22 protein-coding genes are annotated in these 17,610 nt (G+C 73.6%); 10 read left to right on the top strand and 12 right to left on the bottom strand.

Going from position 1 to position 17,610, the window contains the following annotated elements:
* Positions 1-106: 106 nt before the first annotated feature.
* Positions 107-934, top strand: coding sequence for a DUF2510 domain-containing protein (locus tag K0V08_RS13905; protein ID WP_079531526.1), 828 nt, complete (start codon positions 107-109; stop codon positions 932-934).
* A 51-nt stretch (positions 935-985) separates the two neighbouring features.
* Here K0V08_RS13905 and K0V08_RS13900 read toward each other — a convergent pair whose 3' ends face one another.
* Genes K0V08_RS13900 through K0V08_RS13890 form a run of 3 tightly spaced genes read right to left on the bottom strand, consistent with a single transcriptional unit; the run spans position 986 to position 3,350 of the window.
* Positions 986-1,903: a 5-oxoprolinase subunit C family protein gene (locus tag K0V08_RS13900; protein ID WP_079531524.1), complete on the bottom strand. Its 918-nt coding sequence runs from the start codon at positions 1,901-1,903 to the stop codon at positions 986-988.
* On the bottom strand, positions 1,900-2,520 hold the full coding sequence (locus K0V08_RS13895; RefSeq protein WP_079531519.1) for a 5-oxoprolinase subunit B family protein: 621 nt from the start codon (positions 2,518-2,520) through the stop codon (positions 1,900-1,902). The genes K0V08_RS13900 and K0V08_RS13895 overlap by 4 nt, the downstream gene beginning before the upstream one ends.
* A complete protein-coding gene (locus K0V08_RS13890) occupies positions 2,517-3,350 on the bottom strand; it encodes a LamB/YcsF family protein (RefSeq protein ID WP_079531517.1) in 834 nt (277 codons plus the stop codon). The genes K0V08_RS13895 and K0V08_RS13890 overlap by 4 nt, the downstream gene beginning before the upstream one ends.
* A 112-nt stretch (positions 3,351-3,462) precedes the next feature.
* On the opposite strand from K0V08_RS13890, the gene aspS reads away from it, so the two are divergent.
* The 6 genes from aspS (at position 3,463) to K0V08_RS13860 (ending at position 8,107) form a co-directional block, all read left to right on the top strand.
* The gene (aspS, locus tag K0V08_RS13885) at positions 3,463-4,773 is read left to right on the top strand and encodes an aspartate--tRNA(Asn) ligase (RefSeq protein ID WP_079531514.1); all 1,311 of its coding nucleotides are present in this window, start codon (positions 3,463-3,465) and stop codon (positions 4,771-4,773) included.
* Between the two features lie 175 nt (positions 4,774-4,948).
* Complete coding sequence (locus K0V08_RS13880; RefSeq protein WP_079531512.1) at positions 4,949-6,184, top strand: LCP family protein; 1,236 nt, start codon at positions 4,949-4,951, stop codon at positions 6,182-6,184.
* On the top strand, positions 6,177-6,587 hold the full coding sequence (locus K0V08_RS13875; protein ID WP_011931779.1) for a hypothetical protein: 411 nt from the start codon (positions 6,177-6,179) through the stop codon (positions 6,585-6,587). The genes K0V08_RS13880 and K0V08_RS13875 overlap by 8 nt, the downstream gene beginning before the upstream one ends.
* 177 nt (positions 6,588-6,764) lie before the next feature.
* Complete coding sequence (locus K0V08_RS13870; protein ID WP_079531509.1) at positions 6,765-7,097, top strand: DUF7882 family protein; 333 nt, start codon at positions 6,765-6,767, stop codon at positions 7,095-7,097.
* Between the two features lie 79 nt (positions 7,098-7,176).
* Positions 7,177-7,392, top strand: a complete 216-nt coding sequence (locus K0V08_RS13865; protein ID WP_011931777.1) for a hypothetical protein — start codon at positions 7,177-7,179, stop codon at positions 7,390-7,392.
* Positions 7,393-7,471: 79 nt separating this feature from the next.
* A complete protein-coding gene (locus K0V08_RS13860; RefSeq protein ID WP_079531507.1) occupies positions 7,472-8,107 on the top strand; it encodes a DUF6518 family protein in 636 nt (211 codons plus the stop codon).
* Here K0V08_RS13860 and K0V08_RS13855 read toward each other — a convergent pair.
* The 6 genes from K0V08_RS13855 to K0V08_RS13830 all read right to left on the bottom strand — a co-directional run bounded on the left by K0V08_RS13855 (position 8,104) and on the right by K0V08_RS13830 (position 13,297).
* Entirely contained in the window at positions 8,104-9,345 is a 1,242-nt protein-coding gene (locus K0V08_RS13855; RefSeq protein WP_079531504.1) for a GDSL-type esterase/lipase family protein, read from the bottom strand. The genes K0V08_RS13860 and K0V08_RS13855 overlap by 4 nt on opposite strands.
* Positions 9,342-10,181: an alpha/beta hydrolase gene (locus K0V08_RS13850; protein ID WP_231689084.1), complete on the bottom strand. Its 840-nt coding sequence runs from the start codon at positions 10,179-10,181 to the stop codon at positions 9,342-9,344. The genes K0V08_RS13855 and K0V08_RS13850 overlap by 4 nt, the downstream gene beginning before the upstream one ends.
* Positions 10,178-11,491, bottom strand: a complete 1,314-nt coding sequence (locus tag K0V08_RS13845; RefSeq protein ID WP_079531501.1) for an MFS transporter — start codon at positions 11,489-11,491, stop codon at positions 10,178-10,180. Before K0V08_RS13845 ends, K0V08_RS13850 begins: the two co-directional genes overlap by 4 nt.
* 112 nt (positions 11,492-11,603) lie before the next feature.
* Positions 11,604-12,635 (bottom strand): LacI family DNA-binding transcriptional regulator, encoded by a 1,032-nt coding sequence (locus K0V08_RS13840; protein ID WP_079531498.1) that lies wholly within the window; start codon positions 12,633-12,635, stop codon positions 11,604-11,606.
* Between the two features lie 61 nt (positions 12,636-12,696).
* Positions 12,697-12,999, bottom strand: coding sequence for a Dabb family protein (locus tag K0V08_RS13835; protein ID WP_011931771.1), 303 nt, complete (start codon positions 12,997-12,999; stop codon positions 12,697-12,699).
* Between the two features lie 34 nt (positions 13,000-13,033).
* Positions 13,034-13,297 carry a glutaredoxin family protein gene (locus tag K0V08_RS13830; protein WP_011931770.1) on the bottom strand — a complete coding sequence of 88 codons (264 nt, stop codon included), beginning with the start codon at positions 13,295-13,297 and terminating at the stop codon, positions 13,034-13,036.
* A 77-nt stretch (positions 13,298-13,374) separates the two neighbouring features.
* On the opposite strand from K0V08_RS13830, the gene K0V08_RS13825 reads away from it, so the two are divergent.
* Positions 13,375-14,127 (top strand): HAD family hydrolase, encoded by a 753-nt coding sequence (locus K0V08_RS13825; protein WP_167435182.1) that lies wholly within the window; start codon positions 13,375-13,377, stop codon positions 14,125-14,127.
* A 127-nt stretch (positions 14,128-14,254) separates the two neighbouring features.
* On the opposite strand, the gene K0V08_RS13820 is transcribed toward K0V08_RS13825, so the two are convergent.
* The 3 genes from K0V08_RS13820 to K0V08_RS13810 all read right to left on the bottom strand — a co-directional run bounded on the left by K0V08_RS13820 (position 14,255) and on the right by K0V08_RS13810 (position 15,336).
* Entirely contained in the window at positions 14,255-14,353 is a 99-nt protein-coding gene (locus K0V08_RS13820) for a 30S ribosomal protein bS22 (protein ID WP_003792170.1), read from the bottom strand.
* Between the two features lie 72 nt (positions 14,354-14,425).
* A complete protein-coding gene (locus K0V08_RS13815; protein WP_011931768.1) occupies positions 14,426-14,665 on the bottom strand; it encodes a helix-turn-helix domain-containing protein in 240 nt (79 codons plus the stop codon).
* Between the two features lie 122 nt (positions 14,666-14,787).
* A complete protein-coding gene (locus tag K0V08_RS13810) occupies positions 14,788-15,336 on the bottom strand; it encodes an ArsR/SmtB family transcription factor (protein WP_011931767.1) in 549 nt (182 codons plus the stop codon).
* Between the two features lie 79 nt (positions 15,337-15,415).
* On the opposite strand from K0V08_RS13810, the gene K0V08_RS13805 reads away from it, so the two are divergent.
* Together K0V08_RS13805 and K0V08_RS13800 are read left to right on the top strand one after the other, a co-directional pair.
* Positions 15,416-16,840, top strand: a complete 1,425-nt coding sequence (locus K0V08_RS13805; RefSeq protein ID WP_011931766.1) for a TrkH family potassium uptake protein — start codon at positions 15,416-15,418, stop codon at positions 16,838-16,840.
* A 62-nt stretch (positions 16,841-16,902) separates the two neighbouring features.
* Positions 16,903-17,571 carry a potassium channel family protein gene (locus K0V08_RS13800; protein ID WP_011931765.1) on the top strand — a complete coding sequence of 223 codons (669 nt, stop codon included), beginning with the start codon at positions 16,903-16,905 and terminating at the stop codon, positions 17,569-17,571.
* Positions 17,572-17,610 lie beyond the last annotated feature (39 nt).

Raw genomic sequence — 17,610 nt, 5'->3', positions numbered from 1 at the left:
GGACGGCGCGGGCCCAGCGCGACGTGGGTAGTCTGACGTCTTGGCGGTCGCGCCCCGGCGCCTCCGACGCCCTCCGGCATCCCGCACCTCTTCCTAGGAGCACCTCGTGAATGACTCGACCGGTACACCCTCCACGCCCGCGGGCTGGTACGCGGACCCCGCGGGATCCGACCGCCTGCGCTGGTGGGACGGCACGCGCTGGACCGACCACCTGACGGACGCGCCGGCGGCGAGCGCCGCGTCGACGCCCACGGGCCAGCAGGGCGCGCACGGTTCCGCGGAGCAGCACGCCGAGGCTCCGGCGTCGGGCCACGTCGCCCCGGAGGCCGCCGCCGCCGCGGTGCCGCCCGCCTACGGCCGGCAGGCGCCCGGGCAGCCGTACGGTCAGCAGCAGTACGTGCAGCAGCCCTACTCGCAGCAGCCGTACGCGCAGGCCGGGTACGCGACCCCGACCCCGCCTCCCACGCTGGCGGCGGGCACGTCCCCCTTCACCTGGCAGATCTGGGCCCTCGCGGCCCTGCCGGTCATCTCGCTCATCATCGCCCTGAGCCTCGATTACCGGAGCTTCCTCGACATGGGCCCCCGTGGACCTCGCGCCGACGTCGCGATCGCGTCCGCGCTCACCAACCTCGTCCAGTTCCTCGTCTACGCCGGGACGGTCGTCCTCGCGTACTTCGACTGGCGCACCCTCACGCGCCGGGGCATCGCGCGCCCGTTCCACTGGGCCTGGGCCTTCATCCCCGTCGCCGGGGGCGTCTACCTCATCGGCAGGTCGATCATCGTCCGCCGCCGCATCGAGGGGGCGCCGGCCAGCGCGCTCTCCCCCGTCTGGCTCTGGGTCGGCCTGAACGTCATCATCGCGTTCGTCGCCCTCGTGAAGGGCTTCGAGCTCGTCAGCTCGACGATGCAGATGTACGGCACCGGCCGCTACTGATCCGCGAGGCACCCGCCGCCGCACGTCCAGCGCCCCGGTCGGCGCGTCCGCTCACACGAAGCGGACGCGCTGGCCGGGGCGCAGCTGCGCGGCGAGGCGCACGTCGTCGCGCGCGACCACGCCGATCACCGGGTAGCCACCCGTCATCGGGTGGTCGGCGAGGAACAGGATCGGCCGGCCCGACGGCGGCACCTGGAGCGCGCCCGTGACGACGCCCTCGCTGGGGAGCTCTCCGGGGATCCGTCGCTCGAGCGGTTCGCCGTCGAGGCGGACGCCCACCCGGTCGGCCTCGGCGGTGACCTTCCACGCTCGGCCGAGGAGCGCGGACCAGGATCCGTCGATGAACCAGTCGAGGCGCGGACCGGGCGACGCGCGGAGGAGCACCTCCCCGTCGGCGGGCGCGGAGACGGCGAGCGAGTCGACCGGGGGCACGGGTCGGGCGGGCGCGGATCCGACGGGCAGCACGTCGCCGACCGCGACGGGCGCGGGCCCCACGCGGGAGAGCAGGTCGGTGGCGCGCGAGCCGAGCACGCGCGCGACGTCGATCCCGCCACGCACCGCGACGTACCAGCGGATCCCCGCGTCGGCCACGCCGATCTCGAGCGCGTCGCCGGCGTCGAGCAGCACGGCCGCGGCGTACGGCGCGGGCCGCGACCCCCGGCCCGCCGTGCGCACGAGCGGTCCGACCGCGCCCGTCACGGCGACCCACACGGCGGCCGTCGCGCGCAGCACCGCGTCGCCGAGCACGATCTCGAGGCCGGCCGTGCCCGGATCGTTGCCGACGAGGAGGTTCGCGTCGGCGAGGGCGCGGGGATCCAGGGCGCCGGAGGGCGAGACGCCGATGCCGCCGTGGCCGGGTCGGCCCGCGTCCTGGACGAGCATGAGCGGGCCGGTGCGCTCGACCACGAGGCCGGCCGCCGCGGTCGCCACCGCCCGGCGTCCGCGGCGAGGGGCGGTCGCGCCGCTCACGCCTCGACCTCGCGGAAGCGCACAGCGGATCCGGGTTGCAGCAGGGCCGCCGGCTCGCGCTCCGGATCCCACAGCACCGCCCGCGTCGTGCCGATGAGCTGCCAGCCGCCCGGCGAGACGCGCGGGTAGATCCCGCTGAACTCGCCCGCGAGCGCGACGGCGCCGGCCGGGACGCGCGGCCGAGGCGACGTGCGGCGCGGCACCTCGAGGCCCGGGACGCCCGCGAGGTAGCCGAAGCCGGGGGCGAAGCCGCCGAACGCGACCGTCCAGGTGCCGGAGGTGTGGCGCTCGACGACCTCGCGCACGCCGATGCCGAGGAGCGCGGCCACGTCGGCGAGGTCCTCGCCGTCGTAGACCACGTCGATCTCGACGGGCGCGCCGCCGCGGGTGCCGGCCTCGTCGGAGGGTCGGGCGGCGAGCGCCCAGGAGCGGGCGGCAGCGAGCGGGAGCACGTGCGGATCCACCGTGACGAGGATGCTGCGCGCGCCCGGCACGATGTCGACGACGCCGCGGGGCCGCGTCGCGTCGAGCACGGGCTGGAGGCGGAGCACCTCGTCGAGGGAGTCGAGGTCGAGCATGACGGCGGCGTCGCCGCACGGCAGGAGCCGGAGGGTCACAGGGCGCGCCGGTCGCGGGCCGGGAGGACGCGGTGCTCCGGGGAGGAGGCGGGAGCGACGGCGTCATCCTCCGCATCCGGCACCGGGCGGATCTCCACACCCGCCGCCTCGAGCGCGTCGCGCACCGCGCGGGCCAGCCCCACGGCGCCGGGGGTGTCGCTGTGCAGGCAGAGGGAGTCGGGGTCGAGCCGCACGACGGATCCGTCGATCGCGACGACCGTGCCCTCCGTCGCCATGCGCACCGAGCGGGCCGCGACCTCGGCCGGGTCGTGGATCACCGAGCCCTCCTGTCGCCGCGACACGAGGGCGCCCTCGGGCGTGTACGCCCGGTCGGTGAACGCCTCGACACGCGTCGGCAGGCCAGCCGCCGCCGCCAGCCGGAGGATCTCCGAGCCCGGCAACCCGAGCACGGGGAGCGTCGGATCCAGCGCCACGACCGCGTCCACCACGGCCTGCGCCTGCACCGGATCGTGCGCGATGCGGTTGTAGAGCGCGCCGTGCGGCTTGATGTACGAGACGCGGGCACCGACCGTGCGGGCCATGCCGCTGATCGCCGCCAGCTGGTAGAGCACGTCGCCCGTGAGCTCGGCGGGCGACGCGCCGAGGTCGCGCCGGCCGAAGCCCGCGAGGTCGCGGTAGGCGACGTGCGCGCCGACGGCGACGCCGTTCCGGGCCGCGCGCTCGAGCGCGTGCAGCATGACGAGGGGATCCCCCGCGTGGAAGCCACAGGCCACGTTCGCGCTCGAGACGACGTCGAGCATCGCGTCGTCGTCGCCGAGGTTCCAGCGGCCGAACGACTCGGCCAGGTCGCTGTTGAGGTCGATCTGCATGGCGTCTCCCCTGCACCGGGCGCGGCCGCCGCTCGCCGCGGGGCCGTCCCCACCAGGCTAGGCGGCCCGCGGGGCGACCGGCCCGACAGCGCCGCGGATAGACTCGACGACCGTGACCACCCGAACCCTCATCAAGAACCTGGCCGCCCTCGACGACGGGGACGTGGCCGTCTCCGGCTGGGTCGAGACCGTCCGGGATCAGAAGAAGATCCAGTTCGTGATCCTCCGCGACGAGTCCGGCGCGGTGCAGCTCACCTACAAGCGCCAGGGCGACGAGGACGCGACCGCCGACACCATCTCGGGACTCGCGGCCGGCACCTTCCTCACCGCCACGGGCACGCTCAAGCACGACGAGCGCGTGAAGCTCGGCGGCCTGGAGATCGGGCTGTCCGGCATCGAGGTCGCGGGCGCGGCCATCCCGGAGACGCCCATCGCGGCCGACTCCTCCATCGACAAGCGCCTCGACTGGCGCTTCATCGACCTGCGCGCGCCCCGCAACTCCCTCATCTTCCGCGTGCAGACCACGCTGGTCCACGCGCTGCGCACCTACTGGGTCGAGCACGACTTCATCGAGGTCTTCTCCCCCAAGCTCATGGCCACGCCCTCCGAGTCGAACGCCGAGCTGTTCAAGGTCGACTACTTCGACGGCGTCGCGTACCTCGCGCAGAGCCCGCAGTTCTTCAAGCAGATGGCGCAGTCCGCCGGCTTCGGCAAGATGTTCGAGGTCGGCCCGGCGTTCCGCGCCGACCCGTCGTTCACCTCGCGCCACGCGACCGAGTTCACCTCGGTGGACGCGGAGATCAGCTGGATCGAGAGCCACGAGGACGTCGCCCGCCTCCAGGAGGAGCTCATCGTCGCCGCGCTCACCGCGGTGAAGGAGAAGCACGGCGACGAGATCCGCGAGCTGTTCGACGTGGAGGTGACCGTGCCGAGCATCCCGTTCCCGCGGATCCCGCTGCTCGAGGCCAAGGACATCGTCGCGAAGCGCGGCCACGTGATCGACCGGGCGGACGACGACCTCGACCCCGAGGGCGAGCGCCAGATCGCGGCGCACGTCATGGAGGAGTTCGGCCACGAGTTCGTGTTCCTCACCGACTACCCGTCGACGATCCGGCCGTTCTACCACATGCGGAACGCCGAGGACCCGTCGATCACGAACAGCTACGACCTCATCTGGAACGGCGTCGAGATCACCACGGGAGCGCAGCGCGAGCACCGCGTCGACGTGCTCGAGGCCCAGGCCCGCGAGAAGGGCCTCGACCCCGAGGAGCTCGGCTCGTACCTCGACTTCTTCCGCTACGGCGTGCCGCCGCACGGCGGCTTCGGCATGGGCCTCAACCGCGTGCTCATGCTGCTGCTGCACCAGTCGAACCTGCGCGAGGTCACGTACCTGTTCCGCGGGCCGAACCGGCTCGCCCCGTAGGTCCTGCTCCACCGGACGGCCCGATCCCCTCGGCGGGGGTCGGGCCGTCCCGCGACCCGTTCGGGCGTGCGGATGTACATCGCTCGGGGGAACCGCCAGCGGCCCGCGTTCCGTAGCGTGGCGGGCACCGCCGATCCGACCGGGACGGCCGCATGCCCGACGTCGAGGAGCCCGCATGTCCCAGGAGACGCGACACGACCGGCGCCTCGCGCGCGGCATCGCCAGGCAAGGCCGGCTGCGGAGGCCGAGCGGCGTGCGCACCGCGGTGAAGGCCCTGGCGGCGGTGACGGCCGTGGTGATCGCGAGCACCGGATCCGTCGCCGCGTTCGCCGCATGGGACCTCGCCCGCACCGTGCAGGCGAACGCCGTGGACATCGGGGACGGGAGGGCAGCGCCGCCCTCCATCGGCGGGATCGACGGGGGCGCCGACATCCTGCTGGTCGGCGGCGACACCCGCGAGGGACAGGGCGATGGCTACGGCACGGGCAAGGACGTCCAGACCGGCAACCTCAACGACGTCACGATGCTCCTGCACATCAGCGAGGACCACACGCGCGCGACCGTCGTCTCCTTCCCGCGCGACATGCTCGTCGACATGCCCGCCTGCACCCGTTCGGACGGCTCGGAGGAGCCCGCGTCCTCGGGCGTGCAGATCAACGTGGCCCTCAAGCGCGGCGGGCTGCCCTGCGTCGTGCGGGCCGTGGAGGCGATCACCGGCCTCGAGGTCCCCTACGGCGGCGTCATCCAGTTCAACGGGGTCGTCGCGATGTCGAACGCGGTCGGCGGGGTGCCCGTGTGCATCGCGAAGCGGCTCCACGACCCCAAGACGGACCTCGACCTCCAGCCCGGGATCCACCCGCTCCAGGGGCGCGAAGCCGTCCAGTTCCTCCGCACCCGCTACGGCGTGGGCGACGGGAGCGACATCGACCGGATCAGCAACCAGCAGGTGTTCCTCAGCGCCCTCCTGCGCACCATCACGGCGACGGACACATTGACGAACCCGGCCGAGGTGTACGGGATCGCGCGCGCCGCGGTCGACAACATGGTGCTGTCCACGTCGCTCGACACCCCGGCCGCGATCGCGTCGCTCGCCCTCACCGTCAAGGACATCCCGCTGGACCGCTTCACCTTCGTCCAGTACCCGAGCATCCGCCTCGAGAACCAGCGCGTGGCGCAGGACGTCGCGAAGGGCGACGAGATGATCCGCCTCATCGCCGCCGACGTCGACTTCTCCCTCGCACCGGGCAGCACCGGCCAGGGCGTCGCGGCGCCGGAGCCCGCGGCCGGGGTGCCGACCACGCCGACACCCGACGCGGGCGCCGCACCCTCCGCGGATCCGTCGGCCCCGGCCGTGCTCCCCGAGGGCGTCACCGGGCAGACGGCGTCGGAGGAGACCTGCTCGAATGGCTGACGGGAGCCCACCCGCCCTCCTCCTCGACGGCACCTACGTCGTCGTCGAGGCGCGGGCCATGTCCGCCACGTGGGCGCTCTTCCAGGAGGCGGGCCCGCGGCAGCTCGTGGTCAGCGGGGTGGTCGCGGATCGCGCCGACCTCGACCGGTACCGGGACGCGCTCGGGATCGACGTGCGGTGCGTGCTCCTGACGGCGTCGCCCACGGTCGTCGAGGCGCGCCTGCGCTCCCGCGACGACGACGACCGGCGTGCCGCGCGCGACTGGCACCTGGCCCGCCACGCGGATCCCGCCGCGCGGCTCCAGGCGTCCGCCCTCGACGGGGCGGCGATCGCGACCGACGACCGCACCCCGCGGCAGGTCGCGCGCGCCGCGCTCGCCTGGCTGGACGCGGGCATCGGGTAGGCATCCGCGTGGAGACCGATCCACCACCCGGCAGATCCGCGTTTCCTCTGTTGCCGTAATATCTGCACCATCACTCGATGTCCTCACCCGCGGGTCGCCGAGACGTCGACGCTGCGGGATCCGCAGGATCCGCGCCCTCGACGGGGACCCAGGACGGGACACGGAGGAGGGCAGGGCATGGGCCAGCTGATCTTCGACAGCACCACCCGCACCACCATCGACGACCGCGCGCTCGCGCACCTGCAGATCGTGATGCTGAACAAGCTCCGCCGCCGGGAGAGCTTCGCGTTCTCGTGGAAGTACCCGGCGTCGGAGGGCGACGGGCGCAGCACGGTGTGGGTCGCCCCCGAGCTCCCGCTGCACTTCCGCTTCTCGGGCAGCCGGGTCCCCGCCATCAACCCCGCCTGGGTGGACCTGCTCATGGACAGCGCGAACACCGGATCCGGGCTGCACCTGGTGCCGGAGCCGCCCTACGGCTCGGCCGCGCACGCCGAGCCTCCCGCCGAGTGACTCCGTGCGCCCGGACGCTCCCCGCGTCCACGCCCGCGCCCCACCCGACCACGCCCGCCCCCGCACCCCAAGGACGCCCATGGCCCTCACGAACCTGCCGTACGACGACGAGGCGATCATCGCCGCCGCCGAGTCCGCGACCGTCCTCGGCCGGGAGGTGCGCGACGTGCAGGTCGACTTCGCGAGCACCAGCGTCTCCGACGACAGCGTCGCGCGCGTGACGGCGACGATCACGTGGACCGTGCCCGCCGACGAGGCCGTGCGGATCCTCGACGAGGCCCGGCCGCGCGGCTGACGTCATCTGCATCCCGGCGCGTACGCGGATGCACCGCTCGACCGACGACCCGGCGCCGACCGGCTGCGAGGGTGGGGCCATGACCCGACCCGACGCGTCTGCCGCACGCACCGCCGCCCGACCGCCCCGCTCGTCCTCGCGGTCACCCGCCCGCGCGACCCTCCTGGCCGGGCTCGGCGCCACCGTGGTCGTCCTCGCCCTCAGCCTCCTGGTGGGCGGCCTCACCAGCCCCGCGCAGGGCTTCCTCCCGGAGTGGATGAGCTCGCTCGCCAACTCCGCCGGCGGCTGGAGCATGCTCGCCTTCCTCGGAGTGTGGCTCTCCCGTGCCCGCCCGCTCCTCGGCGCCGTGCTGGGCGCGGTCTCCTTCGTCGCGATGGTGGAGGCGTACGGCGTGGTGAGCCTCTGGCGCGGGTACTTCCTCGCGGACCCGTTCTCGTCCATGTGGATCCCGATCGGCCTGGTCGCGGGCCCGTTCATCGGCCTCGCGGCTGCCCTCGTGCGGCACGCGTCGCGTCGGTGGACGATCGCCGGCGTCGCGGTGCTCAGCGCCGTGCTCGTCGCCGAGGGGATCTTCGGCCTCACGGTCGTCGCCGAGACCACCAGCCCGGTCTACTGGACCCTCGAGATCGTCCTCGCCGTCGGCTTACTCGCGGCGGCGGCGCTGCGGGGGCGTCGGACACAGGTGGACGCGTCGCCGGCTCCGCCGCGCGGCTAGGGGCGATCCGCCGCTGGCCGCCCGCCGGCCCGGAGCCCTCCCCGCGGCACCAGGCCGCCGTCCGCGAAGACGCGCGCCACCCACCGCCCGCCCATCTCCGCGTAGAGCTCGGCGTCCGGATGGAGCCCGTCGGGCAGCGCGTACCGCTCGACGTCGTCCGGTCCGTAGAGCGCGAGGCCGTCGAGGGGCGCGATCCGCTCGCCCGCCTCCCGCCGCACGCGCGCGACGTGCGCCACATGCCGGCGCGACTCCGCCAGCGTGAGCGCCCCGCGCGGGACGTCGGCGGGGTCACCCGCCGCGAAGCAGCGCACGGATCCGTCGTCGCGGAACTCGACCCCGGGCGGCCCGGGCACGTGCTCGCTGCCCGGCCAGAGGATCGAGGACGCGAGCACGATCGGCGTGTCCGGGTGGCCGCGCCGCACGCGGTCGAGGAAGCCGTGCAGCGCGGGCACGAAGGTGCGCTGGTCCATCGACCGGGCGCCCACGATGTTGATGCCGACGCTCAGCGAGATCACGTCGGCGGGCTCGTCGGCGATGGCGTCCGCGACGAACGGGTCGAGCATGCACTGGCCGCCGAAACCCAGGCCCACGAGGTCGAGTCCCGCCTGCCGCGCGGCGACGACGGGCCACGCGCCCGTCGGATCCGGGGCCTCCACGCAGTGGCTGATGGAGCTGCCGTGGTGGATCCAGCGCGGCAGCCCGAGCGGATCCGCGGCCCGCACGGGCTCTTCGGCCGTGACGCCGACGAGGTCCACGAGCATCCCCTGCGGCAGCCAGACGGTCACGGTCGACGGCCCGTGCCCGAGCCCGCGGAGCACGACGACGGACGGATCCCCGGACCCGACCGCCGTCTCCTCCGCCGCGTCGCCCGACGGAGGGATCCGGCGGACGACGTCGACCGGCGCCGCGACCGGCGGCAGGTCCACGCCGTCGACCTCCGCGACGAACGTGTTGCGCGGCCCCGGCAGCTCGTCGAAGCGGATGCGCGTGCAGCGCACCCGCAGCCGCACCTCGTCCGCCCGGGTCGTGAACCGGATCCGCACCCCGGCCGCCGTCGACACCTGCGCCCGCAGGAGCTCGCCCGCAGGCGGGAAGTCGCGCCACCTGGCCTCGGGCAGCCGGATCGGTCGCACGCCGCCCGGCACCGCCATCAGCCCGAGGTGCCCGTGGACGCGGACGGACCCGCCGTCGAGCTCGACGACCGCGCCGTCGCGCGCGGACGCGCCGATCCCGCTCACGCCTCCCCGCCCCTCGCGTGCGCCCGCACGAAGGCGACCGTCCGCTCGATGACCTCGTCGCGCTGCGGCAGCTGCGCCCAGCCGTGATCCGCGCCCTGCACGACCACCAGCTCGGCACGCTCGCCGAACGCCTCCGGCTCGAGGTAGCGCCTGGCGTAGTCGACGGGCACAAAGTCGTCCGTGCCGTGGAGCAGCAGCGCGGGACCCCGATAGCCGGAAGCGCGCGCGTACGGGTCGAAGCCGAGCGCGTCGTCGCGCATCGCCGGGCCCATCCGCTGCCCGGCGAAGTCGAACCAGCCGTCGGCGTCGAGCGACGCGAGCGAGCGGCCCTGGATCGTGCCCGCGCGGATGTCGTCGACGAACACGGCCGCCGTCGACCACATCGCGAGCGACCGGATCCCCGACCCCGCCCCGCCCTCGGCCGCGCGGCTCTCCTCCGCCGCGACCACCGAGGCCACGACCGCGCCGAGGCTCATGCCGACGAGGTGCACGTCGCCGGCGTCCACCTCGGGCAGCGCGCGGACGGCGTCGAGCGCGTGCCGGGCGTCCGCGACGTCGCCCATGACGGTCGTGTCGAGGAACTCGCCGTCGCTCTCGCCGTGGCCGGCGCGGTCGTAGGCGACGACGCCGATCCCCGCCGCCGCGAGCCGCCGGGCGAGGGCCACGAACACGCCCGTCGTCTCCATGCGCGACCCGCCGAACCCGTGCATCAGCACCGCGGTGGGTCGCGGGCCGGGACCCTCCGCGAGGTGCTGCGATCCCCGGAGCGCCAGCCCGCGCACGCGCGCCTCGAACGGCCGGATCCGCATGGTCCCCGACCCGCCCGTGCCGCTCACGCGGCCGCCTCCACGGTCCGCACCGACGCGGTCGCCGGCACCTGCTCGTCCTCCACGTCGAAGGCGGTCCCCGTCGCCCGGCGGAACCCGATCCAGCCGACCAGGAACCCCGCTGCCGCGACCACCGTCACCCCGACGTAGACCCCCTGCGGGTTGAGCGCGAGGAGCGCGGGCGTCACGGCGTTGAGCCCCGCCGTCGCGAAGCGCGCCACCCCGTAGACGGTGCCCTGCGCGGTCGACCGGATGAGGGTCGGGAAGGACTCCTGCGTCCAGACCTTCATGATCGTCTCGAAGCAGAACGCGCCCGCGAAGGTCGAGAGCACGACGGACACGACGAGCGTCGGCAGGCTGAAGCCCAGCACGACCGGGATGAGGTTCGACGCCACGACCACGACGGATCCGATCACGAAGTACGGCATCCGGAACCGCGTGTCCGCGACCGACATGAACCACAGGGCGCCGAGCACCGCGGCCGGCATCGCGAGGATCGTCCACGACTGGTACTCGTCGACCGCGACGCCGGCGACGCTCACGGCGACGTACGTCCCGAAGCTCCCCGCCACGCTGATCGCGAGCGAGGCGAGCGTGTAGTACACGAGCAGAGTCACGAAGGGCCGGCGGTAGGCGGGCCGGCCGAGGTCCCGGATCCGCCCGCGCTGCGCCCGCACCGTGCGCGTGCCGTGCGCGCGCTCGGCCCGCGCGACGAGCCACGACGCCGACTCGGGGATGGTCGCGCGCATCAGCAGCACGACGAGGCCGACGATCCCGAAGGCACCGAACATCACGTGGCCGCCGGTGGGGCCGGCCTGGCCGAAGAGGATCCCGATGACGACGGCCAGGAGGATCCCGAACCCGCCGAGCAGGTTGGAGAACACGAGGATCTTGCCGCGGTTCCGATCGGTCGCCGCCTCCGAGATCGTCGCGAGCGCGACAGGCAGGTCCGCGCCGACGCCGAGGCCGATGAGCGCGATCCCCGGGAGCAGCACCGCGGACGAGACGCCGAGGAACGGCGTGGCCGAGCCGATGACGATGAGCGTCATCGTGACGAGGAACACGCGGCGCCGGCCGAACCGGTCACCCGCCCACCCGCCGAGGAGGGAGCCGGCCGCGACGCCCGCGGTGAGCACGGCCGTGAGGTAGCCGACCTCCGCGCCCGAGAGTCCGGGCCCTCCCGTGGGCGGCGCCAGGAAGAGCACGAGCGCGATGCCCACGCCCGTCGTCGCGGCGGCGTCGACGAACGTCGCCATCCCGCACACGAAGCCCACCCACCAGGCGTTCGGGCCCCTGAGGGCACCATCGACAGCAGTCATCCCATACTCCTTCGTATGCGTCGTGAGATCGCGACCGGTCGGGTACCAGGCGCGCGGACAGGATGCTACAACGATCTAGCTGGAAAGCGCACCCCGGGTCCCGGACGCCAGGTCACCGCACCGGCCCGATCGATCCGCCCGGCACGAGCGCCATCGGCACGCGGTGCACGGCGGGCTCCGCCGCGCGGTCGAAGAGCAGCTCCACGGCGAGGCGGCCGAGCTCGAGCTGGGGCAGCGCGACGGAGGCGAGCGGCGGATCCAGCGCGCGGCTGATCGCGCTCCCGTCGAACGCGACGACCGAGACGTCCTCGGGCACGCGGAGGCCCGCGCGGTGCAGCGCCTGGTAGGCACCGGCGGCCACGGCGTCGTTGGCGCAGACCAGCGCCGTCGGGCGGGCGCCGGTCGCGAGCAGCCGGGCGACCGCGTCCCGCCCGTCGTCCGTGTCCCAGTCGCGCTCCACCTCCTGGACGCCGGCCAGCTCGACCCCCGCGTCGGCGAGCGCGCGTCGGACGCCGGCCAGCCGCTCGGCGAGCGCGACCGGCGCCCAGCCGCGCCAGGCGGGTCCGCCGGTGACGCCGTCGGGGAGGCTGCCGACGAACCAGATCCGGTCGAGGTGGCCGAGGTCGAAGAGCGCCCGGGCGGCGTCGTATCCCGCGGCCTCCTCGTCGGGCACCACGGCATGGGCGGCGCCCGACTCGGGCACGCAGTTGAGCAGCACGTGCGGCACCTGGTCGAGCAGCGCGGGCGTCCGCACGACGCGCGTGAACATCGACGCGTAGAGGACCCCGTCGATGGTGCGCCCGAGCAGGCTCTCGAGCAGCTGCTCCTCCTGCCGGTCGTCGCCCTGCGTGTCGACGGTGAAGAGGATCGTGTCGCGCTCCCGCAGCGCGTCGAGCGCCCCGCGCACCATCGAGTTCGCGTGCGAGGTGCTGCTGACGAAGTCCGAGACGAGCGCCACCGTGCCCGAGCGGCCGGTGCGCAGCGTCCTGGCCGTCATGTTCGGGCGGTAGCCGAGCTCGTCGGCCGCGTCCCGGATCCGCGCGATCGTCTCCGTCGAGAGCCGCTGGTCCGTCCGCCCGGTGAGCGCGAAGGACACCGCGGAACGCGAGACCCCGGCGCGCTCCGCCACCTGCGCGAGCGTCACGCGCCGCCTGGGCGCGGGCACCGCCGCGGCTCCGCGGGACGCGCGGTCGTCTCCGCTGACGTCAGACCTCGAAGTCGACCGACGCCGCGGATCCGACGAGGCTCCGCACGAACGCGGCGACGCGCTGGTGCTCCGGGTGCACGTCGTACGCGTCGAGCGCGGCGCGGTCGTCGAAGTCGGCGATGAGCACGACGTCGTGGCTGCGCGCGGATCCGACCACGTCGCGCCCCAGCTGGAACGACCGGATGCCGGGCACGAGGCCGGGCAGCGTGCCGAGCGCCTCGGTGATGCGGGCGGAGTCGCGGTCCAGGGCGGCGGGATCGCGGTCGGCGAGCTTCCAGGAGACGACGTGGCGGAGGGTCATGCGACGACCCTATCCGTGGCCGCCGCCTCCGGGCTCAGCGCGCGTCGAGCGCGGCGCGGAGCCGGTCGGCGTCGATGCGCCAGTAGTTGTGCACGCGCCCGTCGATGAGGAGCACCGGGATCTCCTCGGCGAACCGGTCGGCCAGCGCCCGGTCGTCGAGGATGCTGCGCTCCTCGAGCGTCACCTCGCCGGCGCGCGCCGCGTCGAGGCCGCCGAGCACCTGCGTCACGACCTCGCGCGCGTCGTCGCAGAGGTGGCAGCCGGGCTTGCCGACGAGGGTGAGGACCGTTGCGCTCATCCGCCCAGCGTATGCGAGGCCGCGCGCCGCTCCGCGCGGGATCCGGGCCCAGGAGCGTCGCCTACGCTGGCCCGATCATGGTCGAGCAGGCGGGCACCCCGATCCTCGCGTTCTTCGACGTGGACAACACCCTGATCCACGGCGCGAGCGTGTTCCACCTGGTGCGCGGGCTCCGCGCGGCCGGCCTCCTCACGACGCGCGACATCGTCGGCGCCGGATGGAAGCACGCGCGCTTCAAGGCGCGCGGCGAGAACGACCGGCACCTCGCGTCGGCGCGCGCCCGCGGCCTCGAGGTCGTGACCGGCGTCACGGTGGCCGACATGGCCCGGCTGGCCGACGAGATCTACGAGCGGCACACCGCGCCCATGGTCTGGCCCGAGACGCTCGGCCTCGCGCAGGAGCACCTCGCGAAGGGCCACCAGGTCTGGCTGGTCACGGCGTCGCCGTCGTTCCTCGCCGACGTGATCGCCCGCCGGCTCGGCCTCACCGGCGCGCTCGGCAGCGCGCTCGAGGTGCGCGACGGCGCGTACACGGGCCGCCTCGACGGCGAGTTCCTGCACGGCGCGCACAAGGCCGCCGCGGCACGGGGGCTCCTCGCGCGGACGGGCGCGGACGCCCGCGAGTGCTGGGCGTACTCCGACTCCCGGCACGACATCCCGCTGCTCACGCTCGTCGGGCACCCGGTGGTGGTGAACCCGGACCAGGCGCTCGCGGCGCACGCGCGCGGATCCGGCTGGCCGTCGATGCGACTGCGGCGCCAGAGCATCCGCGACGCCCGCAGGCGCGTGCGCCGCGAGGCCGCGCAGACCGACGGGTCCGCCGGGCGCTGATCCGCAGGCCGCACCGCGCCCGACGCCGGCAGGGCGGGGCACCCCTCTACCGACGAAGAGGACGCCGCCCCGTCACCGGGTCGGCGTCCTCTCCATCACGTGCTGCGCCCTCGTGGACGCGTCCGCTCTACTTCTTGTTGCGACGCTGGTGGCGCGTCTTGCGAAGCAGCTTGCGGTGCTTCTTCTTCGCCATGCGCTTGCGACGCTTCTTGATCACTGAACCCATAGGGGCACCTCATCTGTTGCCGGACGGAACACGCGGGTTCTGGTGACCCGCGGAAAATAGCCTCAGAGGAGTCTAGCCGACATCCGACATGCCGGAGTGACGCGACGCCTCGCCGGGCTGGCCGGGCAGCGCGTTCGACGGGTCGATCGCGGCGAGCACGGCGGACTCGGGCACGCGGAACGAGCGGCCGAAGCGGATGGCAGGCAGGTCGCCCGAGTGCACGAGGCGGTAGACGGTCATCTTGGAGACGCGCATCATCTCGGCCACCTCGGCCACCGTGAGGAATCGGACGTCAGACAGGTCACGCGACATGGGCGGATCGACTCCTCGTTCTGCGTGACCGGCTCACGGACCTCATGGCCCCCGCGATGCGGGCGCTGGTGCGCGATTCTAGGGGCCCGGATGGACGCGTGTCCATCGTGTCACATCCTGCATCACGCGTCCCGCGAGTTCCCCTGCTTCCGAGCGCGCAGCCGGCCGAGCGACGCCTGGCCCGCCGAGCCGGCGACGCGCGTGGCGTCGTGCACGGCGGCGGCCGCCTGGTAGCGGGTGTCGGCCCAGATGCGGCCGAGGGATGCGGCGAACGGGTAGCCCGACGGATCGCCGTCGTCCTCCCCGTCGGGATCCGCGGACAGGCCGCCGCCGAGCAGCCCCGTCTCGGGATCCGCGTGCCCGCCGTCGGGGCCCGCGTCGTCCTGGCCGTCGTCGACGAAGGGCGCGACCCAGGCGTCCAGCGCCTCGAGCGGGGCCGGCTCCAGGCGGTAGTAGCGGTGCTGGCCCTCCTCGCGGACGGAGACGAGGCCGCTGTCGCGCAGCACGCGCAGGTGCTTCGACACCGTCGGCTGGCTGATCCCGAGCGTCTGCACGAGCTCTGAGACGCTGATCTCGCCGGTGGGCGCCTCGGGCACCGCGCGTCGGTCGAGCAGCACGCGGAGGAGGTCGCGTCGCGTCGGATCCGCCACGACGTCGAAGATGTCAGCCATCCCCGAAGGGTATTCCGTCTCGCGCTCGCAGTACCATGGCGATCCGGGCCAGGCGGCCTTCCGAAGCGGACAGGGGACCATGCGCGTCAGGCCGGATCACGGGCGTCCCCTCCTCGGGCGCATCCGCGACTTCCTCGACTACTTCGCGCACTCCACGCCGGCGCGCTTCGCGATCCTCATCTTCGCGGCGCTCGTCCTGACGCTCACGACGATCCTCATGCTCCCCGGCATGACCTCGACGGGCGACACCGCGCCCTTCGCCGACGCGCTCTTCACGGCCGTCTCCGCGATCTGCGTCACGGGCCTCGCGACCGTCGACATGGCGACGTACTGGACGCCGCTCGGCCACGCCTTCATCGCGCTCGGCGTGCAGATCGGCGGGATCGGCGTGCTCACGCTCGCGTCGATCATGGGGCTCATCGTGTCGCGTCGCCTCGGCCTGAAGGCGCGGCTCATGGCGGCGAGCGACAGCAACCCGCTGCGCATCCACCACGGACCGGTCGCCGAGGGCCAGGCCGTGAAGCTCGGCGAGATCGGCACGCTGCTGCTCACGGTCGCGATCAGCGCGCTCGTCATCGAGCTGTCCATCGCGGCGCTGCTGTTCCCGCGGATCCTGCTGGAGGGGATCCCCGTCGGCCAGGCCGCGCTCGACGCCTTCTACTACTCGCTCATGGCGTTCACGAACACGGGCTTCGTTTTCAGCGAGGCGGGCTTCGAGCTGTACCACCAGGACTACTGGTTCCTCAGCCTGCTCATGATCGGCGTCTTCCTCGGCAGCATCGGCTTCCCCGTCATCTACGCCGTCTACCGCGGGTGGCGGAAGCCGCGGCGCTTCTCCGTGCACGTGAAGCTCACGCTCTGGACGTCGCTCATCCTCATCGTGCTCGGCACGCTCGCCTACGTCGTGCTCGAGTGGGACAACAAGAAGACCTTCGCGCTCATGGATCCGGTGCAGCACGGCTTCCAGGCGCTGTTCCTCTCCGTGATGACGCGCTCCGGCGGCTTCTCGACGCTCGACATGGCCGACTTCGGGAACGCGAGCCTGCTGGTCACCGACATGCTCATGTTCATCGGCGGCGGATCCGCGTCCACGGCCGGCGGCATCAAGGTCACCACCCTCGCGATCCTGTTCCTCGCGGCGTTCGCCGAGGCCCGCGGCAGCGAGTCGATGGAGGTCTTCGAGCGCCGCATCCCGAGCGACGTGCTCCGCCTCGCGGTGAGCATCGTGCTCTGGGGCGCGACCACCGTGGCGCTCAGCAGCATCGTGCTGCTGCAGATCTCCGGCGAGCGCCTCGACTACGTGCTCTTCGACGCCATCAGCGCGTTCGCCACCTCGGGGCTCAGCACGGGCTTCACGGCCGAGGCCTCGGATCCCGCGAAGTACGTGCTCGCGGCCACCATGTTCCTGGGGCGCGTCGGCACCGTCACGTTGGCCGCCGCCCTCGCCGCGAGCACCCGCCGGCAGCTCTTCCAGCGCTCCGAGGAGCGGCCGATCGTCGGCTGAGCCGGCCGGCCCCGCATCCGCATCCGTCCTTCACCGCATCCACCGCAGGAGAGAGGCCCCTCATGGGCGAACGCATCCCCCACAACGCCCCCGTGCTCGTCATCGGGCTCGGCCGCTTCGGCGCCGCGACCGCCGGCCAGCTCGCGCGCCTCGACCGCGAGGTGCTCGCCATCGACGCGAGCGAGGGCCTCGTGCAGAAGTGGTCCGACCGCGTCACGCACGCCGTGCAGGCCGACGCGCGCAACATCGAGGCGCTGCAGCAGCTGGGCGCCAAGGACTTCTCGATCGCGGTCGTCGCGGTGGGGTCGTCCATCGAGGCGAGCGTGCTCATCACGGCGAACCTCGTGGACCTCAAGATCCCGCAGATCTGGGCCAAGGCCATCAGCCAGTCCCACGGCAAGATCCTCGAGCGCATCGGCGCCAACCACGTCATCTACCCGGAGGCGGAGGCGGGCGAGCGCGTGGCGCACCTCGTGTCCGGTCGGATGCTCGACTTCATCGAGTTCGACGACGACTTCGTGCTCGCCAAGATGTACCCGCCGAAGCCGATCCGCGGCATGACGCTGCTGGAGTCGGCCGTGCGGAGGAAGCACCGGATCACGGTGGTCGGCGTGAAGACGCCAGGGAAGCCCTTCACCTACGCCACCTCGGAGACGCTGGTGTCGAACCACGACCTCATCATCGTGTCGGGCACCTCGGCCGACATCGAGAGGTTCGCCTCGCTGTCCTGATCCGCGGGCGCGGGCGCGGGCGCGGGCGGATGCGGCTCC

Origin of the sequence: Clavibacter michiganensis (genome assembly GCF_021216655.1) — a bacterium.
In the GTDB taxonomy this organism is placed as follows: Bacteria; Actinomycetota; Actinomycetes; order Actinomycetales; family Microbacteriaceae; genus Clavibacter; species Clavibacter michiganensis.
The sequence above is the reverse complement of the archived record's forward strand: the minus strand, read 5'-3'. Positions and strand labels throughout refer to the sequence as shown.